The organism is Paenibacillus sp. FSL H3-0302 (genome assembly GCF_037982245.1).
In the GTDB taxonomy this organism is placed as follows: Bacteria; Bacillota; Bacilli; order Paenibacillales; family Paenibacillaceae; genus Paenibacillus_AQ; species Paenibacillus_AQ odorifer.
In genome coordinates, this window is record NZ_CP150284.1 from 2,345,093 (window position 1) to 2,364,745 (window position 19,653).

Sequence of the window (19,653 nt, forward strand, 5' to 3'; positions counted from 1 at the left end):
AATTACTTAAGGGTTGTAACTTCTAATAGAATAGTAGATGATGGTTCATAGTGTTTAAAATATTTCAAATCCTTGACAAGCTCTGTGCTTGGCGGGGTTATTTGTTTGTAATTTAGGAGGATACACGATGAAAGCTTCACAAAGCGAAGGACACATTCAGAATAATAGCTTAATGGACAGCAAGTATGATCGCTGGTTACTTGTGCTGGGAATTATTTTTATCGCTGCAGCGCTGCGGGCTCCATTTACTTCTGTGGGTCCATTAATACAATTGATTCAGGATGACCTCGGCTTATCCAATACTCTAGCAGGAGCTATTACTACTTTACCATTATTGGCTTTTGCCATCTTGTCCCCGTTTGCTCCAAAGCTGGCCCGCCGTTTTGGTTTAGCTAATGTGTTATTAGTTGCCATGGTCATGCTGGCTATGGGGATTCTAATTCGCTCGGGATCTGGAGCAGGTCTGTTGTTCACAGGTACTGCTATACTTGGATTATCTATTGCCGTGTGTAATGTACTGCTTCCAGGTCTTATTAAGGGGAAGTTTCCTCACAAAATCGGGCTAATGACAGGTATCTACACGGTTTCTATGAATTTATGCGCAGCTATTGCCTCAGGAATTAGTGTACCGCTGGCAACGAATGCTGGATTCGGTTGGAGAGGGACCTTGGCCATCTGGTTTATGATCGCAGCTCTAGCAACAGTGTTCTGGATTCCGCAAATGCGTAAGCTTAATCAAGGAACCGGCTCTAAGAGTGCAGCCTCAAGCAAAAATATGTGGCGTTCATCTCTTGCTTGGAAAGTCACGATCTTTATGGGCTTACAGTCACTGCTTTATTACGTCTTTATTGCCTGGTTTTCGGTTCTTCTCGGTGAACGGGGAATGTCGTCGAGTAATGCGGGTTGGTTTCTCTCGCTCATGCAATTGGCACAGCTACCCTTTACTTTCTTCGTACCGCTGTGGGCAGGCCGGATGAAGAACCAACGTATTCTAGTTATAATCACTGCTGTTCTTTATTTCATCGCATTAGGTGGCATCTGGCAAGGCAGCGGCGCTTTAATGGCTGTCTGGGCGGTATGCTTTGGTATTGCCGGAGGATTTGCCTTCGGTCTTGCGATGATGTTCTTCAGTCTAAGAACAAGAAGCACGCAAGAAGCGGCGGAGCTGTCAGGAATGGCCCAATCTGTGGGTTATGTACTGGCAGCAATGGGACCGGCATTATTCGGCTGGCTGCATGATGTAACGAACAGCTGGACGGTGCCATTGATTTTACTGCTGGGTGCAAGTGTGCTCTTGATGGTTGTGGGACTTGGCGCTGGCAGTGATCGGTACGTTGGAGATAGAAAATAGGATCCCGTGTAAAAAGAGTGTGCTAGCGCGTGTTAAGCGCCAGTGCACTCTTTTTTTGGCTATTGAACATGAGAAGTATTTCTTATCTATTCTAGCTTCGTTTGTAAGCAACAATCCGGATTCTGCGATAATCCATTACCCAGCGGCCGTCCTGATATAGCTTGGGTTTCAATTTCTGTTCCATAGAAGAGAGAACTTCTGCGCGTTCGGTGGGTGTGAGCACACTTAAGATTCCATCGGCAAAAGTATTCAGCCACCGCTGAAATCCTTGCTCCAAGCCTTCCAGTGGTGTTGGCCGGTCAAAACAAAGAGCGAGGTCCACGGTCAGTCCGTGCTTCTCTAGTAGAGTTGCATACTCGCCAACGCTTGGAAAGTACCAGGGCAAATGCAGCTTATGACTACAGCCAATGGCTGCAAAAGCTTGTGGAAGGCCAGCGACGATGGAAGCAATATTACCCAGTCCACCGAACTCGGCCACGAAACGGCCGCCTACCCGCAGGCTGGCCACGATGGACGCCGCCGCTCCGTTTGCGTCTGTTAGCCAGTGAAGGGCAGCGTTGCTGAACACAGCATCGACTGGCTGTTCCGCGACATAAGTTTGCCCATCAGCTAAGACAAAGCTTAGATGGGGATGTTTGTCACGGGCTGTCTGAATCATTTCGGCAGAGGCATCAATACCTGTCACAGTGGCGCCCCTAGCAGCAATGGCTGCCGCCAAATCCCCGGTTCCACAGCCCCAATCGATAATCTGTTCGCCTGGCTGTGGGTGAAGCAGCTCAATCAATGATTCTCCAAACTGAGACACAAAGGCCATATCAGTATCATAGGTTTGGGTATTCCACTGCTGGTTCATAAGTATTCATCCTTTCTATTGATCGATTATTCCGACATCTCCGTCATAGCGCCTTACTTTATCTATGTTGTACCATAGGAGGCTTTATAATAGAAATATATAAACTGAATAATATTGATTGGTTGTGCCTATGAGTTTATATGAAGCCTATTTCAATAACACAAAAACCTTGCGTTTTAAGTGCAGAGGGAGTATAGTATTATGTACAGGCGGTTTTGGTCGCCAGTTACATAATATGCGGTCATGGCGGAATTGGCAGACGCGCTGGCTTCAGGTGCCAGTGGTAGCAATATCGTGGAGGTTCGAGTCCTCTTGACCGCATCCTATCAACAAAAACAGGTTTCTGATTTACCTATTCAGGTAGATTGGAAACCTGTTTTTTTTATTGAATCAGGTTCGAGTTCTTCTTCGAAAAAATACTTACTTAGCTAAGTATTGATATTCACCGATTACTATGTTATTATTTTCACAATCTTAAGGAGGAGGTAATACATATGTTAACTACTTTTAAAGCGACAGCTAAAAAACTGCCTAATGGAATGCAAGTTGAAACCAATTCTAGAGGTTTTAAGATTATTATGGACGAACCAGAGGATTTGGGGGGGACCGATGTTGGTTTGAATCCCGTCGAGGCGTTATTGTGTGCCTTTGGTGCATGTCAGTCCATTGTCGCTAGTGCTTTTGCAGACGCTAACGATTTTAGCTTCGAAGAATTTTATGTTGAACTTGAAGGAGACTTAGATCCGGATGGTTTCATGGGTCTTGCAGATGTGAGAAATGGTTTCCAAGAAATTCGTTTTGTTATGCATTTTAAAACCAACGAAAGCCAAGAAAAGGCAGATGCTTTTGCTGACTTTATCGAGAAGACATGTCCTGTTGGAGATTGTCTTGCTAACGGTGTGAAGCTGGTAAAAGCAGGCGTAGTCATTCACTAATACATTCGCTTGAGGGGGCTCTTTATGAGTCCCCTCAAGGATATGAGGAGCATAACGATGGAAATAAAAATGTCTATGATTCCAGGTGGTAAAAAGGGGAAAGCAGGCAAGATAAATGTAAATATCGGAGACAAGATATCTGCAGGAGATACCTTGGTACAGATTGAAACTGGAAAAGGCAACAGATCGATTGAAGCGGCAGAAGAGGGGATTATTATCAATATATTATTTGAAGAGGGGAGCGAGATTGCCTCAAATCAAGTCTTATTTGAAGTAAATCCGATCCAGGTGGAGGCTCCGGTCCAATCATCTGTCCCACAACCTGCAGTCGCCGTGCAACAAACTCATGCTATAAACCCTGACTTGCTTATCATTGGAGCAGGACCAGGAGGTTACGTTGCCGCTATTTATGCAGCAAAAAAAGGACTTCAGGTAGCGATGATTGAGAAAGAAGAATTAGGAGGTACCTGCTTAAATGTTGGCTGTATCCCTACAAAATCTTTAGTCAAATCATCTGAAATCTGTCATGAAATAAAAAACTCCTCTTTGTTTGGTATAACAACAGGATCTGATCTTCAAGTGGATATGAAGCAGGTTATTCGTCGTAAAAATGAAGTCAAAGAGAAATTGGTCTCCGGCGTTGGTTATTTAATGGAAAAAAACGGTGTTCAGGTTGTTCGCGGCCACGCTTCGTTCCTATCGGCGCATGAAGTGAAGGTAACCGGCGAAAATAGTTACCGTATTTCAGCAAAAAATATCATTGTGGCAACAGGCTCGAGGATTTCCAAGGTGAACATCCCAGGAATTGATCTGCCATTTGTAATGAACAGTACTGAAGCGCTCGCCTGCGAAGAGTTACCAAAGGTAATAACTATCATCGGTGGCGGGGTTATCGGCATGGAATTCGCCTTCATTTACCGTAACCTAGGAGTTGAAGTTCATGTTGTAGAATTTATGGACCGTCTGCTTACGATGCTGGACAGTGATATTTCGGTAGAAATTATGTGTTTAGCTCAGCGGGCTGGGATTCATATTCATACCAACTCCAAAGTTTCCAAAATCCAACGTGCGGATGATGGTCAGGCGATTGTAACCTATGAGAATAGTGAGGGTGAGCATCTGCTAGTTAGTGAAAAAGTATTGGTCGCTATTGGACGCGAGCCTAACCTAGAGGGTCTGGATATCGAAAAAGCAGGTATTCAACTAAATGAACGTGGTAAAGGTATTGCCGTTGATAAACAAATGCGTACGAATGTAGAGAATGTGTATGCGATTGGCGATGTAACTAACATTATTCAGCTTGCTCATGTTGCTTCACATCAGGGCATTACGGCTGTAAACACCTTACTCGGTGAATCCCAAGATATGCATTATTCCGCGGTACCGAATGTAATTTTCACCTCTCCAGAGATTGCCAGCGCCGGGCTGTTGGAAGATGAATGTAAGGAGAATGGGCTGGACTATCGTGTGAGTAAGGTATCTTTTGCAAGTAACGGAAAAGCATTGACAATGAATGAACCGGAAGGTTTTATCAAATTAATCAAAGCTAATGGCTCCGGACAGATTGTGGGAGGGTCTATCATTGGTCCCGATGCGTCTTCTCTGATTAGTAGTCTTACACTTGCGATTGCCAATGGGCTTACGGAACAACAGATTACACAGACAATCTTTGCCCATCCAACTACTGGGGAAGTAATTCATGAAGCTGCATTCGGTTTAGGAATTGGGGCGTTGCATCAAGGATAAGTTGTTCTATGTATCTCAGGAGACGGATCCTGCTGCAGCCTAAATAAATGAACTATGTGATCACTTGAAAAGTATGTTCAGCTTCCTTAATATATTTTGCTATAATAAATTAGAAAAGAGTTGATTATTTTAAGATAAAACAGTTGGGATTGGTTGGTGTAAACAGTGTTTAATTTAGATGACTGTATGGCCTTTATTGCAAACCGTAGTGCAAAAATATTCGCGGAAGCCTTGGAAAAGGAATTTCGGCCGTATAATATGACCCGGAGCCAATGGATTGCGATGTATTACATCTATACCAGTGAATCCATTACCCAGAGAGAACTAGCAGATAAAATGTCTATAAAAGAGCCCAGCGTAGTCAGGCTGCTTCAAAAATTAGAATCTGAGGGTTTCTTGCATCGCTCTGGCACCCATGCGGATAAGCGAGTCAAGCAGTTGGAATTGTCAGATAAGGGAGTACAGATCTATCTCGATTTACTGCCGGTTGCCGAAAAGTTTAAAGATGATACGATCACCAATATTTCCGAACAGGATCTTCAAACTTTTAAAAATGTATTAGGTGTCATGGTTGAAAATGCCTCAAAAGAGAGACCATAAAAAACTATGCAGAACAAAATAAAGAATAGGTCAGGTTGGGTATGTTCCTTTTTTTTTACATATCTTATCTGGCCTATTTTTTGTATAGACTTTTGTAGTTTTAGTATATGTACGAACAGTGTCTGCTAACGGACCGTATGGCCGTTATTATTGATTTTTGGCACATTTTACAGAGGTTTCGGACTGCATAGCGCTTATTGCTAAGGAATCGTGTGAAAAGCGAGTGTTTGGAGACGAATAGCTGCATCTGAGTCCGAATGTAAGCTGAAACACGCTATTTTTCGGAAATAGCGGCATCTCAGTCCGATACTTCATAATGAGGAAGGAATAGGTGCCACGGTGGGAGTATCTAGCTGCTGAGTAGCCCCCAACAAATCCGTCCTAGCTAAGTGCTAGGCGTTTTTTTTGTTGCGCTCATAATCGCTGCGATGAAAAAATGGGTGTTTTTGTATTGACAATTATATCGGCTTCCGTAATAATGGTATTACGGAAGCCGATATATCGACAACAGTAATAGAATGGGGATGAAATGATGCCTGAAAGCACAGAAAGAGGCGCATTAACTGAAGCTGTATTTTATATCTTATTGTCTCTATATACAGCAATGCACGGATACGCAATTATGCAGAATGTGAAGGACTTAAGTAACGGTCGGGTTGATCTGGGCGCGGGCACTTTATACGGAGCACTTAACACTTTACTGGAAAAAGGCTGGATAAAAGCAGTGGAAGGGGAGCAAGGTTCTCGTAGAAAAGAATACGAAATTACCGGCTTAGGAAAGTCAGTGATTCAGGGAGAGATCATCCGTCTGGAAGAATTGATAGCCAATGGTAAGAGAATAGCTGGAGGTGAGTCCAAATGAAACATGTGGTTCGCAAGCTGATTTGGGATTATGAGAAGGAAGAACAGTGGCTTAATGAAATGTCTGCGAAGGGGATGGCTCTATCAGAATTATCTTGGTGCAAATATGTGTTTACAGAGACCCCCAATAATGAGTACACGTATAGAATTGAGCTTTTAGATAACTTGCCGGATCATCCGGATAGCATCAAATATATCAAGTTTTTAGAGGAAAACGGTATAGATTGTGTGAGTACTTACATGCGCTGGGTTTACCTTAGAAAGAAGTCAGTGGAAGGTCCGTTTGATATTTACACAGATCTGGAATCCAGAATAAAACACTATAAGCGAATCAACAGGTTATGGAAATCTGTAATGTGGTTAGAGTTGATTTTAGGCCTATTTAATGTGATGATTGGTGTAATAAATTATTCTTTTTCATCACAGAATCTCAGCATGGTAAACGTAATAATGGGCGGAATGTTGATTTTGTTAGGTCTTGTTTTTTTAATTATTGGTGCACCTATCCGGAAGAAAATTAAGAAGCTTCAGCTGGAAAATTTGATAATAGAATAGGACTTTAGAGTTGTAACATGCACACACGGCAAGTTTCCTTTTCAGAGGGAGACTTGCTGTTTATTTTTGCGGAGTTTTACTGCGAAAGTTACCAGTCTATCATTTAGGACTCAACTATCAAGCTTATTTACCGAAAAAAAGGTATACTGAAATTATTACAAGTTTGTTAATATAGTCCCCCATTTTCAAAAGAGGAGGCTTACAGGTGTCTGATTTTCTTTTTAAACAGCTATACTTACGGTCTTCTATCGGGATTGCGGTAGTCTCTCCAAAGGATGGGACGTTATTACAATCGAATCCTGCGCTATGCCAAATGTTTGGTTATGCAGAAGAAGATCTTTTGAATATAAATTATCTGGATCTTGTGTATCCGGAAGATAAAACTAATAACGATCATTCCGTTATCCTGAACGATTTGCTAGCTGAGCCTGGGACTGCATTGGAGAAAGAACGGCGGTTCTTGCGTAAGGATGGAGAAATCATCTGGGTAGCCCAACATATATTTTTAATCTATCAGGAGAATTCCAGTGAACCCTATGTCCTGATTTCTGAGTTAACGGATATCACTGACCGAAAACTTGCTGAACAAAAGATTCATGAAGATGAGCAGTTATATAATTTGATTACGAAAAATACACCGGATATGATTTCTTTTGGCGATCCTGACGGGACACTGCACTACGTATCTCCCTCAGTGGAGCTGCTATTAGGTTATTCTGCACAAGAAATGATAGGTACCAAAAGACCCGAGTATTATCACGTAGATGATGCTCTAGAGATGATTGAACAAGGTAAGATATATTCCGATACGGACGTATTTACTCGTAGAGCCCGTCATAAAGATGGACATTATTTGTGGATAGAGAGTTCTTCCCAAGTGGTACGTGATGAGCAGGGGAACGTTAAACAGATATTAACCATTGGTCGCGATATTACTCAGCGCAAGAAATACGAGGATATGCTGGCTAAAGCGCAACACCTTGCGAAGATGGGATCCTGGGAATGGGACATGACAAAATCACGGCTGACGGTTTCCAGAGAGATGCGTAATATTTTTGGCTTTTTGGAAGATGAGAGCAATCATTCTTATTTTGATTACAGACGTGTTTTTGCTTGCATTGATCCTGACGATTTCATCAGGCTTGAACGGTTAGTACATCAATCCATGGAGAATGGGACTAATGGCGAAGTAACGGTCCGTATTCATAGTGCGGATGGAGAGCTGAAATATCTGGATGCGCACTGGGAAGTGATTACGGATGAAGAAGGAAGACTGCTGCAGATCAGCGGGATAGCCCAGGATGTCACCGAACGTCAACGAATGGAAGAACAACTGCGGGAAAGTGAGCAGAACTATCGTCTGATCTCAGAAAATTCTATGGACTTCATTTCACGTAATGCAGCGGACGGGAGCTTTACCTATCTGTATGCCTCACCCATCTGCCAGACTATGTTTGGCTATGCACCAGAAGAAATGTGCGGAACTAGAGGGATTGATTACATACATCCGGAGGACAGAATCAAATTAACTTCATATCTCAGCAATTGTATGGAGGGGAAGAAGCTTGAGCCTGTTATTCTCCGGTTTATTTGCAAAGACGGAACCTGTATTTGGACAGAAACGACACTGCGGTATATTTACTCTGAGACCTGCGGGAATCAGGAGCTTGTCTGTGTAACCCGCGACATTGGGGAACGTACGCGTCATTTTGAAGAAATACAGAAATTAAGTAACGAGTATGCGCTGATCTTGAATTCGGTCTCTGAGGGCATATTTGGGATGAACCTTGAAGGCAACACGATGTTCATTAATCCAGCAGCCATTACTATGTTGGGTTTCGATCCTACTGAGTGGGGAAACAGCAAATTTCATGCGATTCACCAAACCTGGCTGGATAACGAGTCTTTTACAGGAATTCAGAAGACGCTGCTTCCTTCGCGCTCCAATAATCTCACTATTGAAGATAGGGAGGGTGTGTTTTGGAGGCAGGATGGTTCAAGCTTTTTAGTCAGATATCGAATGACCCCACTGTTTGATGGTGATGAACGGATTGGGGCGGTTGTCGTCTTTCGTGATATCACGGAGGAAAAGGAGATTGTGCGGGCGAAGGAGTCTGCCGAGGAAGCCGACCGGGCAAAATCGGAGTTCCTAGCGATCATGAGCCATGAGCTGCGTACGCCTATGAACGGTATTATTGGGATGGCTGATCTTTTATCGGGGACGGAGCTGGATGAAGAGCAAAGCTACTACACACAGATCATTAACAAAAGCGGAGAGGCATTGCTTCATATTCTGAATGAAGTGCTGGATTTCAGCAAAATTGAAGCAGGCATGATGACGCTTGAACTGCAAATGGTGGATTTGCATGAAGTGATACAGAACGTTTGTGAACTGTTTTATCCGAAGGTAAAGGAAAAAGGGCTTTTACTTACTAGCGAGTTATCTCCTGAGCTTCCAGCCGTCATCATGACTGATGGGGCGAGATTGCGTCAAATTCTCGTAAATCTGGTTGGGAACGCAGTGAAATTTACGGAGACAGGTGAAATCAGTATCTCTGTTATGCTAGAAGCCTCAGAGGCATCCGGAAATCTTATCGTGAAATTTGTCGTAAAAGATACTGGGTTGGGGATTCCAGTTTCCAGCCAAGGTCTATTATTTCAATCCTTCTCGCAATTGCATCCGTCGATCAATCGTAAATATGGCGGAACAGGGCTTGGACTTGCCATTAGTAAAAAGCTGGCCGAGCTTCTTGGCGGATCTATCGGTGTCAATAGCTGTGAGGATGAAGGCTCGGAGTTTTATTTTACAGTGGAGGTCTCTCTACCCAAAGAGGAATGGGATCAGAAATTGACCGTCAACGCCTCAACGGATTTGGTCAGAAATGATAAATCCACTGTTAAAGAGTTAACTACCGGTGAATATGGACCGATGTCCATTCTTATTGCTGAAGATCATCCTGTGAATCAGCAGCTTATGCAGGCGTATCTGAAAAAGAGGGGATATGTTCCTGACATCGCCTTAAATGGTGAGGAAGCAGTTCGGGCTGTGCTTTCCAATCATTATGATCTGGTATTTATGGATATTCAGATGCCTATTATGGATGGAATAGAAGCAACAGGAATCATACGTGAGAAGCTTGGGCTGAATCCAATCATCATTGCGGCTACAGCCTTTGCCAGAGATGAAGATAAGATGATGTGTCTTAGTGCTGGAATGCAGGATTTCATTTCTAAACCCATCTCGATAAAAGAGCTCGACCGGGTATTAAGAGAGTGGTCTGCCCAAATTCGTTTAGGTGAGCATCATTGACAAATAAGGTTATGATTAATATATTGATATTAATCGTAATCATTACGTATATTATTTGTCATGAAAGGATTCTTATCTTGCTAACAATGAAGCGCGGGGATATTTTAATTATTGTGATAGCCTTGTTAGCTGCGGGCTTGATTTATGGCATGAAGTGGTGGGACAGCAGCAATGAGCAGTATCAGCAAGGGGATTTGAAAGCTATAATTACGGTGGACGGTCAAGAGTACAAAACCGTTTCTTTGACTAAAGAAGAACAAATTATAGATATTCAAACGAAATTCGGCCACAATACGCTAAAGGTGTTTGATTATGGAATCCAAATGACCTATTCTGATGCTCCCTTAAGAATTGCTTTGGAAATGGGGTTCATCTCAAGACCCAAACAGCAAATTATCTGTATTCCAGCTCGTATTATGGTAGAAGTATTTAATCCTAATAAGTCTGAGGATGAGCTAGATGCGATTATTTAGTAATCTTAGTTGAGCCTTCTAGCTCCTTCCATGCGGTGATAGAGTCAGGACTGGTGTAGATGTAAGGTGTTACGGGTTGTTTGATAGGTGTAATAGACTCTGCACTAATTTGCATAATTTCTTGACCTTTATAGGGAACAACTTGAAGCTTGCCCCGGACCTCTATCCAGGTATCGGTAGGCAGGCTTTTTAGCTTGCCGGAATCCACTAATATCCCAAAAGGTGTAGCATCGGCAGTACAGCATTGGACCAGAAATCTACCTATGGCAAAAGAATTCTCTGAATGTTCACCTTGATCACGATATAAAAAGCCGGAAATAGTAATTTCTTTGCCTGCAAATTGTTGTTTGTACAGCTCAAGCGCACCTAAAGTTTCGGAGAAAATCGCCGAATAAACTGGGACCACAGGTTGTGCATAAAGGATCTTGGCCAGCTCAGTAAGCTCTTCATGGTAAGGATCAATGGACTCGAATCTCGCGGAATTTTTAGCTTCAGTGGGCAAGGAGGATAGGGAGATTCCTTTTTTAGCAGCAGCCATACTTCCCAATGCGCGATCAGGAAGAAGAAATCCGAGCAGCAGTGGAAAAAGGAATAATCCATATAGCGCTGTACTTTTGAAAAAAGAATGTGGGAGCCGATGCTCGCAGTCACAGAGAACACTACCTTTGCCAAATAAAGCCTGTATGGTCAGACTGAGCGCCATAAGTGTCAGCGGGATTGGGCATAATTGAACCCAGCGTGCCAGTTTAGGAGCTACATAATAATGCAAAGCGTCCTGCTGTACCAGATGCCCGATATAGAGGGCGAAAGCGAGCAGAATGACCGCCCTTAACAAATAGTGAAACCGGATGCTACGAGAGTCATTCATGCTCTATCCTCCTACCCATGTTGTAAGCAACAGCTTACCACCTCTATGAATTACAGCCACAAGGACATGAATACCGCCCCAACAAACACGCTTGCGAAGATCAGAAAGAACAAATAAAGAGCGAATTTGGTCTTAAACAGTGAGAGCAACATCAATGAATTTTTGAAATCCAGCATGGGTCCGAATACCATAAAAGCGAGCAGAGCCCCAGATGGAAAAGAATGTACGAAGGTGGAAGCTACAAAGGCATCTGAGGTGGAGCAGAGCGAGAGCACAAATGCCAGTCCCATCATGAAGAAATATGACCCCAGCGGCTTAGCTCCGATCGCGGCCAGACTGTCTTGAACCATAAATGTCTGAATACCAGCGGTTAACAAGCAGCCGATCATTAAATATTTCCCCATCTCAAAAAACTCATCTGAGGTATGGACGAAGACAGCGGCTATTTTTCCCCCGCGAGAATTATTCTGATGAGCTTCCCCCGTTTCACGCTGAACATTTAGGCGGATGGGAGATTTTTTGACCGTTGCGTAGATTATCAAGCCTATGAGACAGGCTACAACAAACGCCAGACCCATACGGGCATAGGCCAGCTCCGAGTGGCTGCGAAATGCTGTCATGGTTGCCCCATAGACGACAGGATTTAGGATCGGTCCGGACAAAATAAAGACGATAGCCACGTAAACAGGCATACCTTTATGGATAAGCCGGCGGACGAGTGGGATCATTCCACATTCGCAGACCGGGAAAATAATTCCGAGCAGACATGCGAACAGAATGGCCGGAAGAGGTCGCCGCGGAATCCACCGGGAAATCATTTCATCCGGGATAAAGACGCGAAGCAGTGAAGATAACAATGCTCCTGCTAATACAAACGGCAAGGCTTCCAGCAATATGCCGATAAAAGCGGTTTTGAAGGTGTCGATGTACGCATTATCCAACAGTTCCAGATGATACGGCAGCCATACAAAACCAATGATAATCAGGAACGAGATCGGGAGGAGCAACGGCAGTGTTTTTAATGGTGAAAAGGTAGTCAAAACTCGAATAAGGCGGACCACCGATCTGCCAGCTGTTCTTCATCTATATTCATCCCGATGAACACTACATAAGGCATACCAGGATAACGAGAGGCTTCCCAGGTAGTACGCATCCCCGCATATTGAACAAGCTGAACCGGCTCCTGTTCGGACAAAAGAATATGCCCCTTGGCACGTAATAGGTTGTCACCCCATTCTTGAAAGAAAGCCTCTAGGCGTTCTTTAGAAGGCATTGTTGTCCTTACCTGCGGAATGGTTAACGTGATGGCTGTTACCTGCGAGAAAGAAGCATGCTGCTCCTCATGCAGCTCTTTTACAGCGGTTCCCCCATGCTCTGAATGCATTTGTTTCAATGATGCTCCTTTGAAGGTTTGAGGCGCTCGCTGCGGAGCCGGAGCTATGATTTTACGTGGGATAATTCCTGACAATATCGGAGACAGGTTGATTTCACTGTAATGGGTGTACACAATTTCAGCCTCCGTATTTTGTTTACGAACTCCCTTTTCAATTCGCCATAAGGTTTCCGGTTCTACGAGATCACTTTTATTAACGACAATAAGATCAGCTGTGGAAAGCTGCTTACGCAGGGTCCGAACGAGCTGTTTGTCAGAGGAGAGTCTGCTGTTATATTCCAGAGCATTTTCCGCATCTAACAGAGTGATGGTATAGTGCAGCTCCACCAGATCCTGTAGAGGAGTTTCCTGCAACGTTTTGGCGATTTCTTCAGGATCGGCGACGCCGGTCAACTCCATATAAATGGCATCTGGACGTCCTCTCAGCAGCACCATCAGGCTATCTGCCAAATCCTCTTTACGGCTACAACATACGCATCCGTCCAGCAGTTTAGTTACAGCTGTACCGGTATGCTCCTGCAAAATATACCCGTCCACATCTCGTTTGCCCAGTTCATTCATTACTACTCCTGGATTCAGCCCTCTTACCTTGCTCTCTTTCAGCAGGGACAACAGCAGAGTTGTCTTCCCGCTCCCCAGAAACCCGCTCAAAATAATTACTGGTATCTTCATGATCTCCACTCCTGCCTGATTCTCTAGGAATTACAAGAATCATATTTTTTATAATTCCATCTATACGTAATTTGTCCACCAGAAAGACCACAAAATTAAGAGAGTTGAAATTTTTACAAGATCATAGTTGACAGATTGTGAATAAACCGTGTACGATGTGTTAATCGTAATTATTACGATTTAATCAAAAGGAGATGGAAATGATGAGAGTAATCATTACTCTGGCATGTACGGAGACAGGAGATCGCAACTATACCACTACCAAGAATAAACGAAATCATCCAGGGCGTATGGAAATGAAAAAATATTGTCCACGCCTAAAGAGAGTAACCTTACATCGCGAAACCCGTTAAGGGCGGATGTTTTTAATCTTGATTTTATAAACGATAGGAGTGGTATAGTTGAAAAAGCTCCCTGTTACCGTGCTCAGTGGATATTTGGGCTCTGGGAAAACAACATTGTTGAATCATATTCTGCACAACCGTGACGGTCTTAAAGTAGCTGTTATTGTAAATGACATGAGTGAAGTGAATGTGGATGCGAATCTGGTGAAGTCCGGAAATACGCTTTCCAGGACTGAAGAGAAATTGGTTGAGATGTCCAATGGTTGCATCTGTTGTACACTTCGTGATGATTTGATTGTCGAAGTACAAAAACTGGCTGCGGAAGGGCGATTTGATTACATCCTGATTGAATCCTCAGGCATTAGCGAACCTGTACCAGTAGCACAGACCTTTACCTATGCCAATCCCGAGTTGGATATTGATCTGACTTCGCTTGCTCAATTAGACACGATGGTGACTGTTGTGGATGCTGGGCGTTTCTGGCATGACTTCTCCTCAGGTGATAGTCTGATGGACCGCAACCAAACGGCTGGAGAAGGGGATTTCCGCGATATTGTGGATCTGCTTATTGATCAGATCGAAACTTGTGATGTCTTGCTGCTTAATAAGTGCGATCTGTTGAAAGAAGATGAACTCAATAAGCTTGAAGCTGTGCTGCGTAAGCTTCAGCCGTCTGCTAAGCTGATCCGTACAATTAACGGCGTAGTAGATCCAAAGGAAATTCTAAATACCGGATTGTTTGATTTTGAGAAAACAAGCTTATCCTCTGGTTGGATCGCCGAGCTGAATAAAGAGACCCATACCCCTGAGACGGAGGAATACGGGATTTCTTCTTTCGTCTATCGCCGGAGAACACCGTTCCACCCGCAAAGATTAAGTTTTTTCTTTAGCAACTGGCCGGAAGAGGTCGTTCGGGCAAAAGGGGTGGCATGGGTAGCGGCAAAAGGTGATCTTGCAGCTACTGTAAGTCAGGCAGGACCTTCCATTCAGTTCGGACCTGCTGGTTACTGGTTGGCTACAATGCCTAAGGATCAGCAGCTGGAGGTGCTGGAAAGCGAACCTGAGCTGCGGGCAAAATGGGACGAGCAGTGGGGCGATAGAATAAATGAAATCGTATTTATCGGTGTAAATATAGATCAGGCACAACTCGAAGCCAGATTGGACAGATGTCTGCTGACAGCGGAGGAGCTGAAGCAGGATTGGACAAAGTTCAACAATCCACTTCCGTGGCCTGTTGAAGAACTCCTTGCGGCTGCTGAGGAATAGATAGTTAGTAAATTAACGGTGGAAATCCGGAATCCAGAAGGTGGGATTCCGGATTTTTGTTGTATTCGAAAAAGGACTAATAGTTATTATTACGATTAATTTTCAGTTTTGGGTTTACAAATCGTAATGATTACGATATTATCAAATTTGTTAAATCGTAAAACTTACGATTTAATCTGGGTTGGACATAATATCAGTCAGAAGGGAGGCGAGGCATGATGATCCTATCATCCATGCGGAATGTAGTGTTCGGGTATGGGGATGAACCTGTTCTTGATGATATCTCATTAGATATTCATATCGGACAGTTTATTGGTATAACGGGACCCAATGGTGCTGCTAAAACCACCCTGCTGAAGCTAATGCTCGGCCTGCTTCGTCCATGGAGTGGAACGGTTCAGTTGAATAAAGAGTTATCAGATAACGGAAAGATGGTTATCGGCTACGTTCCACAGCAGGTAGCTTCTTTTAACGCAGGGTTCCCAAGTAAGGTGATCGAACTGGTTCGCTCGGGTTGTTATCCAAGGCTTGGATTATTTAGACGCTTTACACCTGAGCAGGACGAGATCGTTGAGCGAAGTTTAAAGCAGGTGGAGATGTGGCATTTGCGAGACCGGAAGATAGGAGAACTGTCAGGCGGCCAGAAGCAGCGGATTTGCATCGCTCGAGCATTGGCACAACAGCCGCAGATATTGGTTCTCGATGAACCTACTACGGGGATGGATCTGGACAGTCGTATTGGGTTCTATAAGCTGATGCGCCATGATGTCAGTGAACACGGCCGGACCGTAATCATGGTGACGCATGGCCTGGAAGAGACCAGCTCCTATCTGGATACGTTGATCAGCCTGGAACGAAAGGAGAATGAGGGTTGGCAATGTTTAGTTACGAATTCATGCAACGTGCATTTTGGGCCGGTGGATTAATTGGCATTATCGGTCCGCTACTCGGGGTATATCTCATGCTTCGCCGTCAGGTCCTAATGGCGGATACCCTCTCTCATGTTTCGCTTGCAGGAGTAGCACTAGGCTCAATACTACAGCTTAATCCGGCACTAAGTGGCTTCATGGTAGCGATTCTCGGTGGTATTGTCATCGAACAGCTTCGACGTTCTTATCGTACATATAGCGAGCTTCCGGTAGCGATTATTATGACCTCTGGATTAGCATTGGCAGTTGTACTTATGAGCTTAAAGCAGAATTTAAGTAAAAGCTTCAGTTCCTATCTGTTTGGTTCCATCGTTGCGGTCAGCGACACTCAACTAAAGATTATCGCTGTGGTTGCTGTAATCGGTCTGATCTATTTTATTGTGTTACGCAGATCCTTATATAATCTGACCTTTGATGAAGAGACCGCTAGTATCAGTGGAGTTCATGTGGGCTGGTTATCATTTTCGTTTGCTGTACTAACTGGAATGACAGTCGCTGCTGCGATGCCAGTTGTTGGAGTGCTGTTAGTCTCAGCGCTTATTGTTTTGCCAGCTTCGATTGCTTTGCGTATAGCGTCTGGTTTTACGACAGCTATATTGATCTCAATCGGCGTAGGATTACTCGGCGTTTTTAGTGGCCTAAGTGCCTCGTATTACATCAATACACCGCCTGGTGGGACGATTGCTCTTATACTGCTATCGTTCTTATTAATCGCAATTTTGGTACAGAAGCTGATCCGACTAAGAAATCGTCGGCGAATTCATAAAACTATTTCCAGTAAAGGAGTTACACCTCTCAATGAAATTTAGAATCCATCATTTAGCCATTTTGTCCCTGTCCGCGTTACTTATTGCCGCCGGTTGCGGTAATAATGCTGTTAATTCTTCTACTACTACGAATGCTTCTGGAGCCGCAGAAGCTACAGCCCTTCCGGAGTCATCTAAATTAAATATTAAAGTCAGTTTCTATCCTATTTACGAGTTTACCAAAAATGTGGCAGGAGATCTGGCGGACGTGGAAGCACTCATACCAGCAGGAATCGAACCCCATGATTGGGAACCGACAGCAAAAGATATGGCAGAAATCTCAGATGCGGATATGCTGATCTATAATGGCGCAGGAATGGAAGGTTGGGTAGATCAGGTGCTGGAAAGTGTATCTGGCACTCCGTTAATTACTGTAGAAGCGAGCAAGGGTCTGGACATCATGGAAGGCACGGAAGAGGAAGAGGCTGACCACCACCATGAAGAAGGGGAGCATGTTCATGAAGAAGGGGAACATGTTCATGAAGAAGGAGAGCATGCTCATGAAGAGCATTCGCATGATCACGGTGGATTAGATCCGCATGTGTGGCTCAATCCTACATTAGCCATTCAAGAAGTGCGTAACATTGAAGCAGCTTTAGCTGCTGCCGCACCTGAACATGCCGAGGATTTTAAGACAAATGCAGATGCTTATGTAGCTAAGCTGGAGCAACTGGATCAAGAATTTAAGGACGGTCTTAAGGATACTAAACGCAAGGATTTTATTACTCAGCATGCGGCTTTTGGATACCTTGCCAAGCAGTATGGATTAACTCAGGTCCCGATTGCCGGACTATCTCCGGAGCAGGAGCCTTCTGCCGCAAATATGAGTAAGATTGTGGAGTTTGCGAAAGAGCATAAAGTGAAGACGATTTTCTTCGAGACACTTGTATCCTCCAGTGTGGCAGACACAATAGCAAAAGAGATTGGTGCCAAAGCAGCCGTTCTAAACCCAATTGAAGGATTAACAGAGGAAGATCGCAGTCAAAACCTGGATTATTTAGGAATCATGCGTCAGAACCTGGAAGCCTTGAAGAGTGCATTGAACGAGTAGATTTAAAGGATGGAAGGAGAACGAACATGGCCAAGAAATCTAAAGTTGTGAAAGAATTGAAGAGACAAGCACTAGTCGCCAAATACGCTGTTAAAAGAAAAGAACTAAAGGAACAGGGGGACTATATGGCTTTGCAAAAGCTGCCACGTGATTCCTCCGCAACTCGTCAAAAAAATAGATGCCAAGTGTCTGGCAGACCTCGAGGCTATTTGCGGAAATTTAATGTTTCCCGAATTGTATTCCGCGAATTGGCGCATAAAGGTCAGATTCCGGGCATTACCAAGTCGAGTTGGTAAATGAGAACGGCTAATCCTCCGTAGTTTAGAGGATTGGCCGTTTTTGCTGTTCATCCATCATGGGCTTTAGAAAATTCGGCTATGCTTAGAATAGGAAAATGATTTATCATAGAAGGAATATATTTCTATTTAAGATGGAGGTGATGCAAATGAGCTATACCGATACTTTTATTCGTGTAGCAGAGGACTGTCCTGAGGAAATAGGAGTTCCTCCGATGTCTTGCCGAACGCTCCCGCCTGCACATGTGATTCAATATGAACTGTTAATCAATGAGCCCTACAAATACAATCATGAAGAACTTCTGTACGAGGTTCATGTGCGCCATAAACAAATTCCACAGGAAGAACGTTTGGCCCGTAAGGAAGAAATATGGAACGAACTATTTTCCAAAAATCATCCTTGTCTAAGGGCTTCACTGTTGCCGAAGCGTTTTGGTTGGGGTGTTCATTATAACGGTGAGGGGAAAATAGCTCTCTATGGCAAAGAGTCTCCCGAATATGACTATTTCACCTCCCAAGGGGAGGGAGCTGTGAAATTACTGCCTGCGATGCGTAACAAACGTGCTTCAAAAGGAGCGGATTAAGCTGTATAAATTCATAGAAGAAATCACACTTAATACTTGGCCGGCGGAGCAAAGCGTTCTCCTGCAGGGCTGGATTCTACGTTCGGCAGCTGGTTATACAAAAAGGGCCAATTCGGTCAATCCATTATACGGGGCTGACAGCTCTCAGGTTGAACTCACAGAACAAATCAAGCTTGCGGAGCGGTATTATGAGCATGCTGGACTACAGTCCGTGTTCAAAATAACCCCCTACATCCTGCCGCCAAAGCTTGATGAGATTCTTGCAGAGCGTGGCTATACAATTGCCGAGCCTTCATCTGTAAGGCTTCTTGATCTGGGGGACTTAGCGAGCCCCGATCTGCGTTATACGGTTCAGATACAGGAGAGCTTGACTGAAGAGTGGCTGCACACCTTCAGTGAGCTTACCGGCTTGTCTGATAAGAACCGGGAAACCTTAACTAGAATGTTGTCTGCATCACATTTGCAGCAGGGTTATGTCCTGTTGTTTAATCATGGTGTTCCTGTCGCCTGCGGTCTTGGTGTGATTCAGAACGGGTACTTGGGTCTGTATGATATTGTCACTTCCCCTGCTCATCGTAGAAAGAGAATGGCGGAACAACTGCTGCTAGCGTTGCTTAATTGGGGGAGAGCAAAGGGAGCAACGACTTCCTTTCTGCAAGTTGTGCAAGCGAATACGGGGGCTTCAGCCTTGTATGACAAGCTGGGTTTTAAGGAGATCTATCAGTATTGGTATAGAGTGAAAAACTAGCTGAGGAGGGGA

The 19,653-nt window shown here is 44.1% G+C and carries 20 protein-coding genes and 1 tRNA gene; 17 read left to right on the forward strand and 4 right to left on the reverse strand.

Annotation, left to right across the window (positions count from 1 at the left end):
- Positions 1–172: 172 nt before the first annotated feature.
- Positions 173–1,351 (forward strand): MFS transporter, encoded by a 1,179-nt coding sequence (locus tag MHH50_RS10160; protein ID WP_248549329.1) that lies wholly within the window; start codon positions 173–175, stop codon positions 1,349–1,351.
- Positions 1,352–1,442: 91 nt separating this feature from the next.
- Here the strand turns inward: MHH50_RS10160 and MHH50_RS10165 are convergent, their stop codons facing one another.
- The gene (locus tag MHH50_RS10165) at positions 1,443–2,204 is read right to left on the reverse strand and encodes a methyltransferase domain-containing protein (RefSeq protein ID WP_076280983.1); all 762 of its coding nucleotides are present in this window, start codon (positions 2,202–2,204) and stop codon (positions 1,443–1,445) included.
- Positions 2,205–2,441: 237 nt separating this feature from the next.
- Here MHH50_RS10165 and MHH50_RS10170 point away from each other — a divergent pair.
- From MHH50_RS10170 to MHH50_RS10205, 8 genes are all read left to right on the forward strand, one after another.
- Positions 2,442–2,525 (forward strand) — tRNA-Leu (locus MHH50_RS10170).
- A gap of 173 nt (positions 2,526–2,698) precedes the next feature.
- Positions 2,699–3,139, forward strand: coding sequence for an OsmC family protein (locus MHH50_RS10175; protein ID WP_076125055.1), 441 nt, complete (start codon positions 2,699–2,701; stop codon positions 3,137–3,139).
- Between the two features lie 57 nt (positions 3,140–3,196).
- Complete coding sequence (lpdA, locus tag MHH50_RS10180; protein WP_340034272.1) at positions 3,197–4,885, forward strand: dihydrolipoyl dehydrogenase; 1,689 nt, start codon at positions 3,197–3,199, stop codon at positions 4,883–4,885.
- A 186-nt stretch (positions 4,886–5,071) separates the two neighbouring features.
- Positions 5,072–5,485 carry a MarR family transcriptional regulator gene (locus MHH50_RS10185; protein ID WP_248549275.1) on the forward strand — a complete coding sequence of 138 codons (414 nt, stop codon included), beginning with the start codon at positions 5,072–5,074 and terminating at the stop codon, positions 5,483–5,485.
- A gap of 532 nt (positions 5,486–6,017) precedes the next feature.
- Complete coding sequence (locus tag MHH50_RS10190) at positions 6,018–6,347, forward strand: helix-turn-helix transcriptional regulator (protein ID WP_076133666.1); 330 nt, start codon at positions 6,018–6,020, stop codon at positions 6,345–6,347.
- Positions 6,344–6,901: a DUF2812 domain-containing protein gene (locus tag MHH50_RS10195; protein ID WP_076278624.1), complete on the forward strand. Its 558-nt coding sequence runs from the start codon at positions 6,344–6,346 to the stop codon at positions 6,899–6,901. The genes MHH50_RS10190 and MHH50_RS10195 overlap by 4 nt, the downstream gene beginning before the upstream one ends.
- A gap of 205 nt (positions 6,902–7,106) precedes the next feature.
- The gene (locus tag MHH50_RS10200; RefSeq protein WP_076301233.1) at positions 7,107–10,211 is read left to right on the forward strand and encodes a PAS domain-containing hybrid sensor histidine kinase/response regulator; all 3,105 of its coding nucleotides are present in this window, start codon (positions 7,107–7,109) and stop codon (positions 10,209–10,211) included.
- Positions 10,208–10,684, forward strand: a complete 477-nt coding sequence (locus MHH50_RS10205; protein WP_340034273.1) for a NusG domain II-containing protein — start codon at positions 10,208–10,210, stop codon at positions 10,682–10,684. The genes MHH50_RS10200 and MHH50_RS10205 overlap by 4 nt, the downstream gene beginning before the upstream one ends.
- Here MHH50_RS10205 and MHH50_RS10210 read toward each other — a convergent pair.
- Genes MHH50_RS10210 through MHH50_RS10220 form a run of 3 tightly spaced genes read right to left on the reverse strand, consistent with a single transcriptional unit; the run spans position 10,677 to position 13,617 of the window.
- On the reverse strand, positions 10,677–11,552 hold the full coding sequence (locus MHH50_RS10210) for a TIGR03943 family protein (protein ID WP_076191309.1): 876 nt from the start codon (positions 11,550–11,552) through the stop codon (positions 10,677–10,679). The genes MHH50_RS10205 and MHH50_RS10210 overlap by 8 nt on opposite strands.
- Positions 11,553–11,602: 50 nt before the next feature.
- Positions 11,603–12,592 (reverse strand): permease, encoded by a 990-nt coding sequence (locus MHH50_RS10215; protein ID WP_076278626.1) that lies wholly within the window; start codon positions 12,590–12,592, stop codon positions 11,603–11,605.
- On the reverse strand, positions 12,589–13,617 hold the full coding sequence (locus tag MHH50_RS10220) for a GTP-binding protein (RefSeq protein ID WP_036679372.1): 1,029 nt from the start codon (positions 13,615–13,617) through the stop codon (positions 12,589–12,591). Before MHH50_RS10220 ends, MHH50_RS10215 begins: the two co-directional genes overlap by 4 nt.
- Before the next feature lie 203 nt (positions 13,618–13,820).
- On the opposite strand from MHH50_RS10220, the gene rpmG reads away from it, so the two are divergent.
- The 8 genes from rpmG to MHH50_RS10260 all read left to right on the forward strand — a co-directional run bounded on the left by rpmG (position 13,821) and on the right by MHH50_RS10260 (position 19,641).
- Positions 13,821–13,970, forward strand: coding sequence for a 50S ribosomal protein L33 (rpmG, locus tag MHH50_RS10225; RefSeq protein WP_076098468.1), 150 nt, complete (start codon positions 13,821–13,823; stop codon positions 13,968–13,970).
- Positions 13,971–14,018: 48 nt separating this feature from the next.
- Positions 14,019–15,227 carry a GTP-binding protein gene (locus MHH50_RS10230; RefSeq protein ID WP_076125069.1) on the forward strand — a complete coding sequence of 403 codons (1,209 nt, stop codon included), beginning with the start codon at positions 14,019–14,021 and terminating at the stop codon, positions 15,225–15,227.
- 218 nt (positions 15,228–15,445) lie between these two features.
- The gene (locus tag MHH50_RS10235) at positions 15,446–16,153 is read left to right on the forward strand and encodes a metal ABC transporter ATP-binding protein (RefSeq protein ID WP_076184339.1); all 708 of its coding nucleotides are present in this window, start codon (positions 15,446–15,448) and stop codon (positions 16,151–16,153) included.
- Positions 16,099–16,965, forward strand: a complete 867-nt coding sequence (locus MHH50_RS10240; RefSeq protein WP_076125073.1) for a metal ABC transporter permease — start codon at positions 16,099–16,101, stop codon at positions 16,963–16,965. Before MHH50_RS10235 ends, MHH50_RS10240 begins: the two co-directional genes overlap by 55 nt.
- Positions 16,955–18,013, forward strand: a complete 1,059-nt coding sequence (locus MHH50_RS10245) for a metal ABC transporter substrate-binding protein (RefSeq protein ID WP_076125074.1) — start codon at positions 16,955–16,957, stop codon at positions 18,011–18,013. Before MHH50_RS10240 ends, MHH50_RS10245 begins: the two co-directional genes overlap by 11 nt.
- A 26-nt stretch (positions 18,014–18,039) precedes the next feature.
- Positions 18,040–18,309 (forward strand): 30S ribosomal protein S14, encoded by a 270-nt coding sequence (gene rpsN, locus MHH50_RS10250; RefSeq protein WP_038569786.1) that lies wholly within the window; start codon positions 18,040–18,042, stop codon positions 18,307–18,309.
- 149 nt (positions 18,310–18,458) lie between these two features.
- The gene (locus MHH50_RS10255; RefSeq protein ID WP_081383129.1) at positions 18,459–18,893 is read left to right on the forward strand and encodes a DUF6157 family protein; all 435 of its coding nucleotides are present in this window, start codon (positions 18,459–18,461) and stop codon (positions 18,891–18,893) included.
- Positions 18,871–19,641, forward strand: coding sequence for a GNAT family N-acetyltransferase (locus MHH50_RS10260; protein WP_081388288.1), 771 nt, complete (start codon positions 18,871–18,873; stop codon positions 19,639–19,641). Before MHH50_RS10255 ends, MHH50_RS10260 begins: the two co-directional genes overlap by 23 nt.
- The last annotated feature ends 12 nt before the right edge of the window (positions 19,642–19,653 follow it).

What these genes read in the sequence shown, in the direction of transcription:
- MHH50_RS10235 (WP_076184339.1), top strand. Translation starts at nt 15,446, where the DNA reads ATGATCCTATCATCCATGCGGAATGTAGTGTTCGGGTATGGGGATGAA.
- MHH50_RS10190 (WP_076133666.1), top strand. Translation starts at nt 6,018, where the DNA reads ATGCCTGAAAGCACAGAAAGAGGCGCATTAACTGAAGCTGTATTTTAT.
- MHH50_RS10195 (WP_076278624.1), top strand. Translation starts at nt 6,344, where the DNA reads ATGAAACATGTGGTTCGCAAGCTGATTTGGGATTATGAGAAGGAAGAA.
- MHH50_RS10210 (WP_076191309.1), bottom strand. Translation starts at nt 11,552, where the DNA reads ATGAATGACTCTCGTAGCATCCGGTTTCACTATTTGTTAAGGGCGGTC.
- MHH50_RS10175 (WP_076125055.1), top strand. Translation starts at nt 2,699, where the DNA reads ATGTTAACTACTTTTAAAGCGACAGCTAAAAAACTGCCTAATGGAATG.
- rpsN (WP_038569786.1), top strand. Translation starts at nt 18,040, where the DNA reads ATGGCCAAGAAATCTAAAGTTGTGAAAGAATTGAAGAGACAAGCACTA.
- MHH50_RS10160 (WP_248549329.1), top strand. Translation starts at nt 173, where the DNA reads ATGGACAGCAAGTATGATCGCTGGTTACTTGTGCTGGGAATTATTTTT.
- MHH50_RS10255 (WP_081383129.1), top strand. Translation starts at nt 18,459, where the DNA reads ATGAGCTATACCGATACTTTTATTCGTGTAGCAGAGGACTGTCCTGAG.
- MHH50_RS10185 (WP_248549275.1), top strand. Translation starts at nt 5,072, where the DNA reads ATGGCCTTTATTGCAAACCGTAGTGCAAAAATATTCGCGGAAGCCTTG.
- MHH50_RS10165 (WP_076280983.1), bottom strand. Translation starts at nt 2,204, where the DNA reads ATGAACCAGCAGTGGAATACCCAAACCTATGATACTGATATGGCCTTT.
- MHH50_RS10220 (WP_036679372.1), bottom strand. Translation starts at nt 13,617, where the DNA reads ATGAAGATACCAGTAATTATTTTGAGCGGGTTTCTGGGGAGCGGGAAG.
- MHH50_RS10245 (WP_076125074.1), top strand. Translation starts at nt 16,955, where the DNA reads ATGAAATTTAGAATCCATCATTTAGCCATTTTGTCCCTGTCCGCGTTA.
- lpdA (WP_340034272.1), top strand. Translation starts at nt 3,197, where the DNA reads ATGGAAATAAAAATGTCTATGATTCCAGGTGGTAAAAAGGGGAAAGCA.
- rpmG (WP_076098468.1), top strand. Translation starts at nt 13,821, where the DNA reads ATGAGAGTAATCATTACTCTGGCATGTACGGAGACAGGAGATCGCAAC.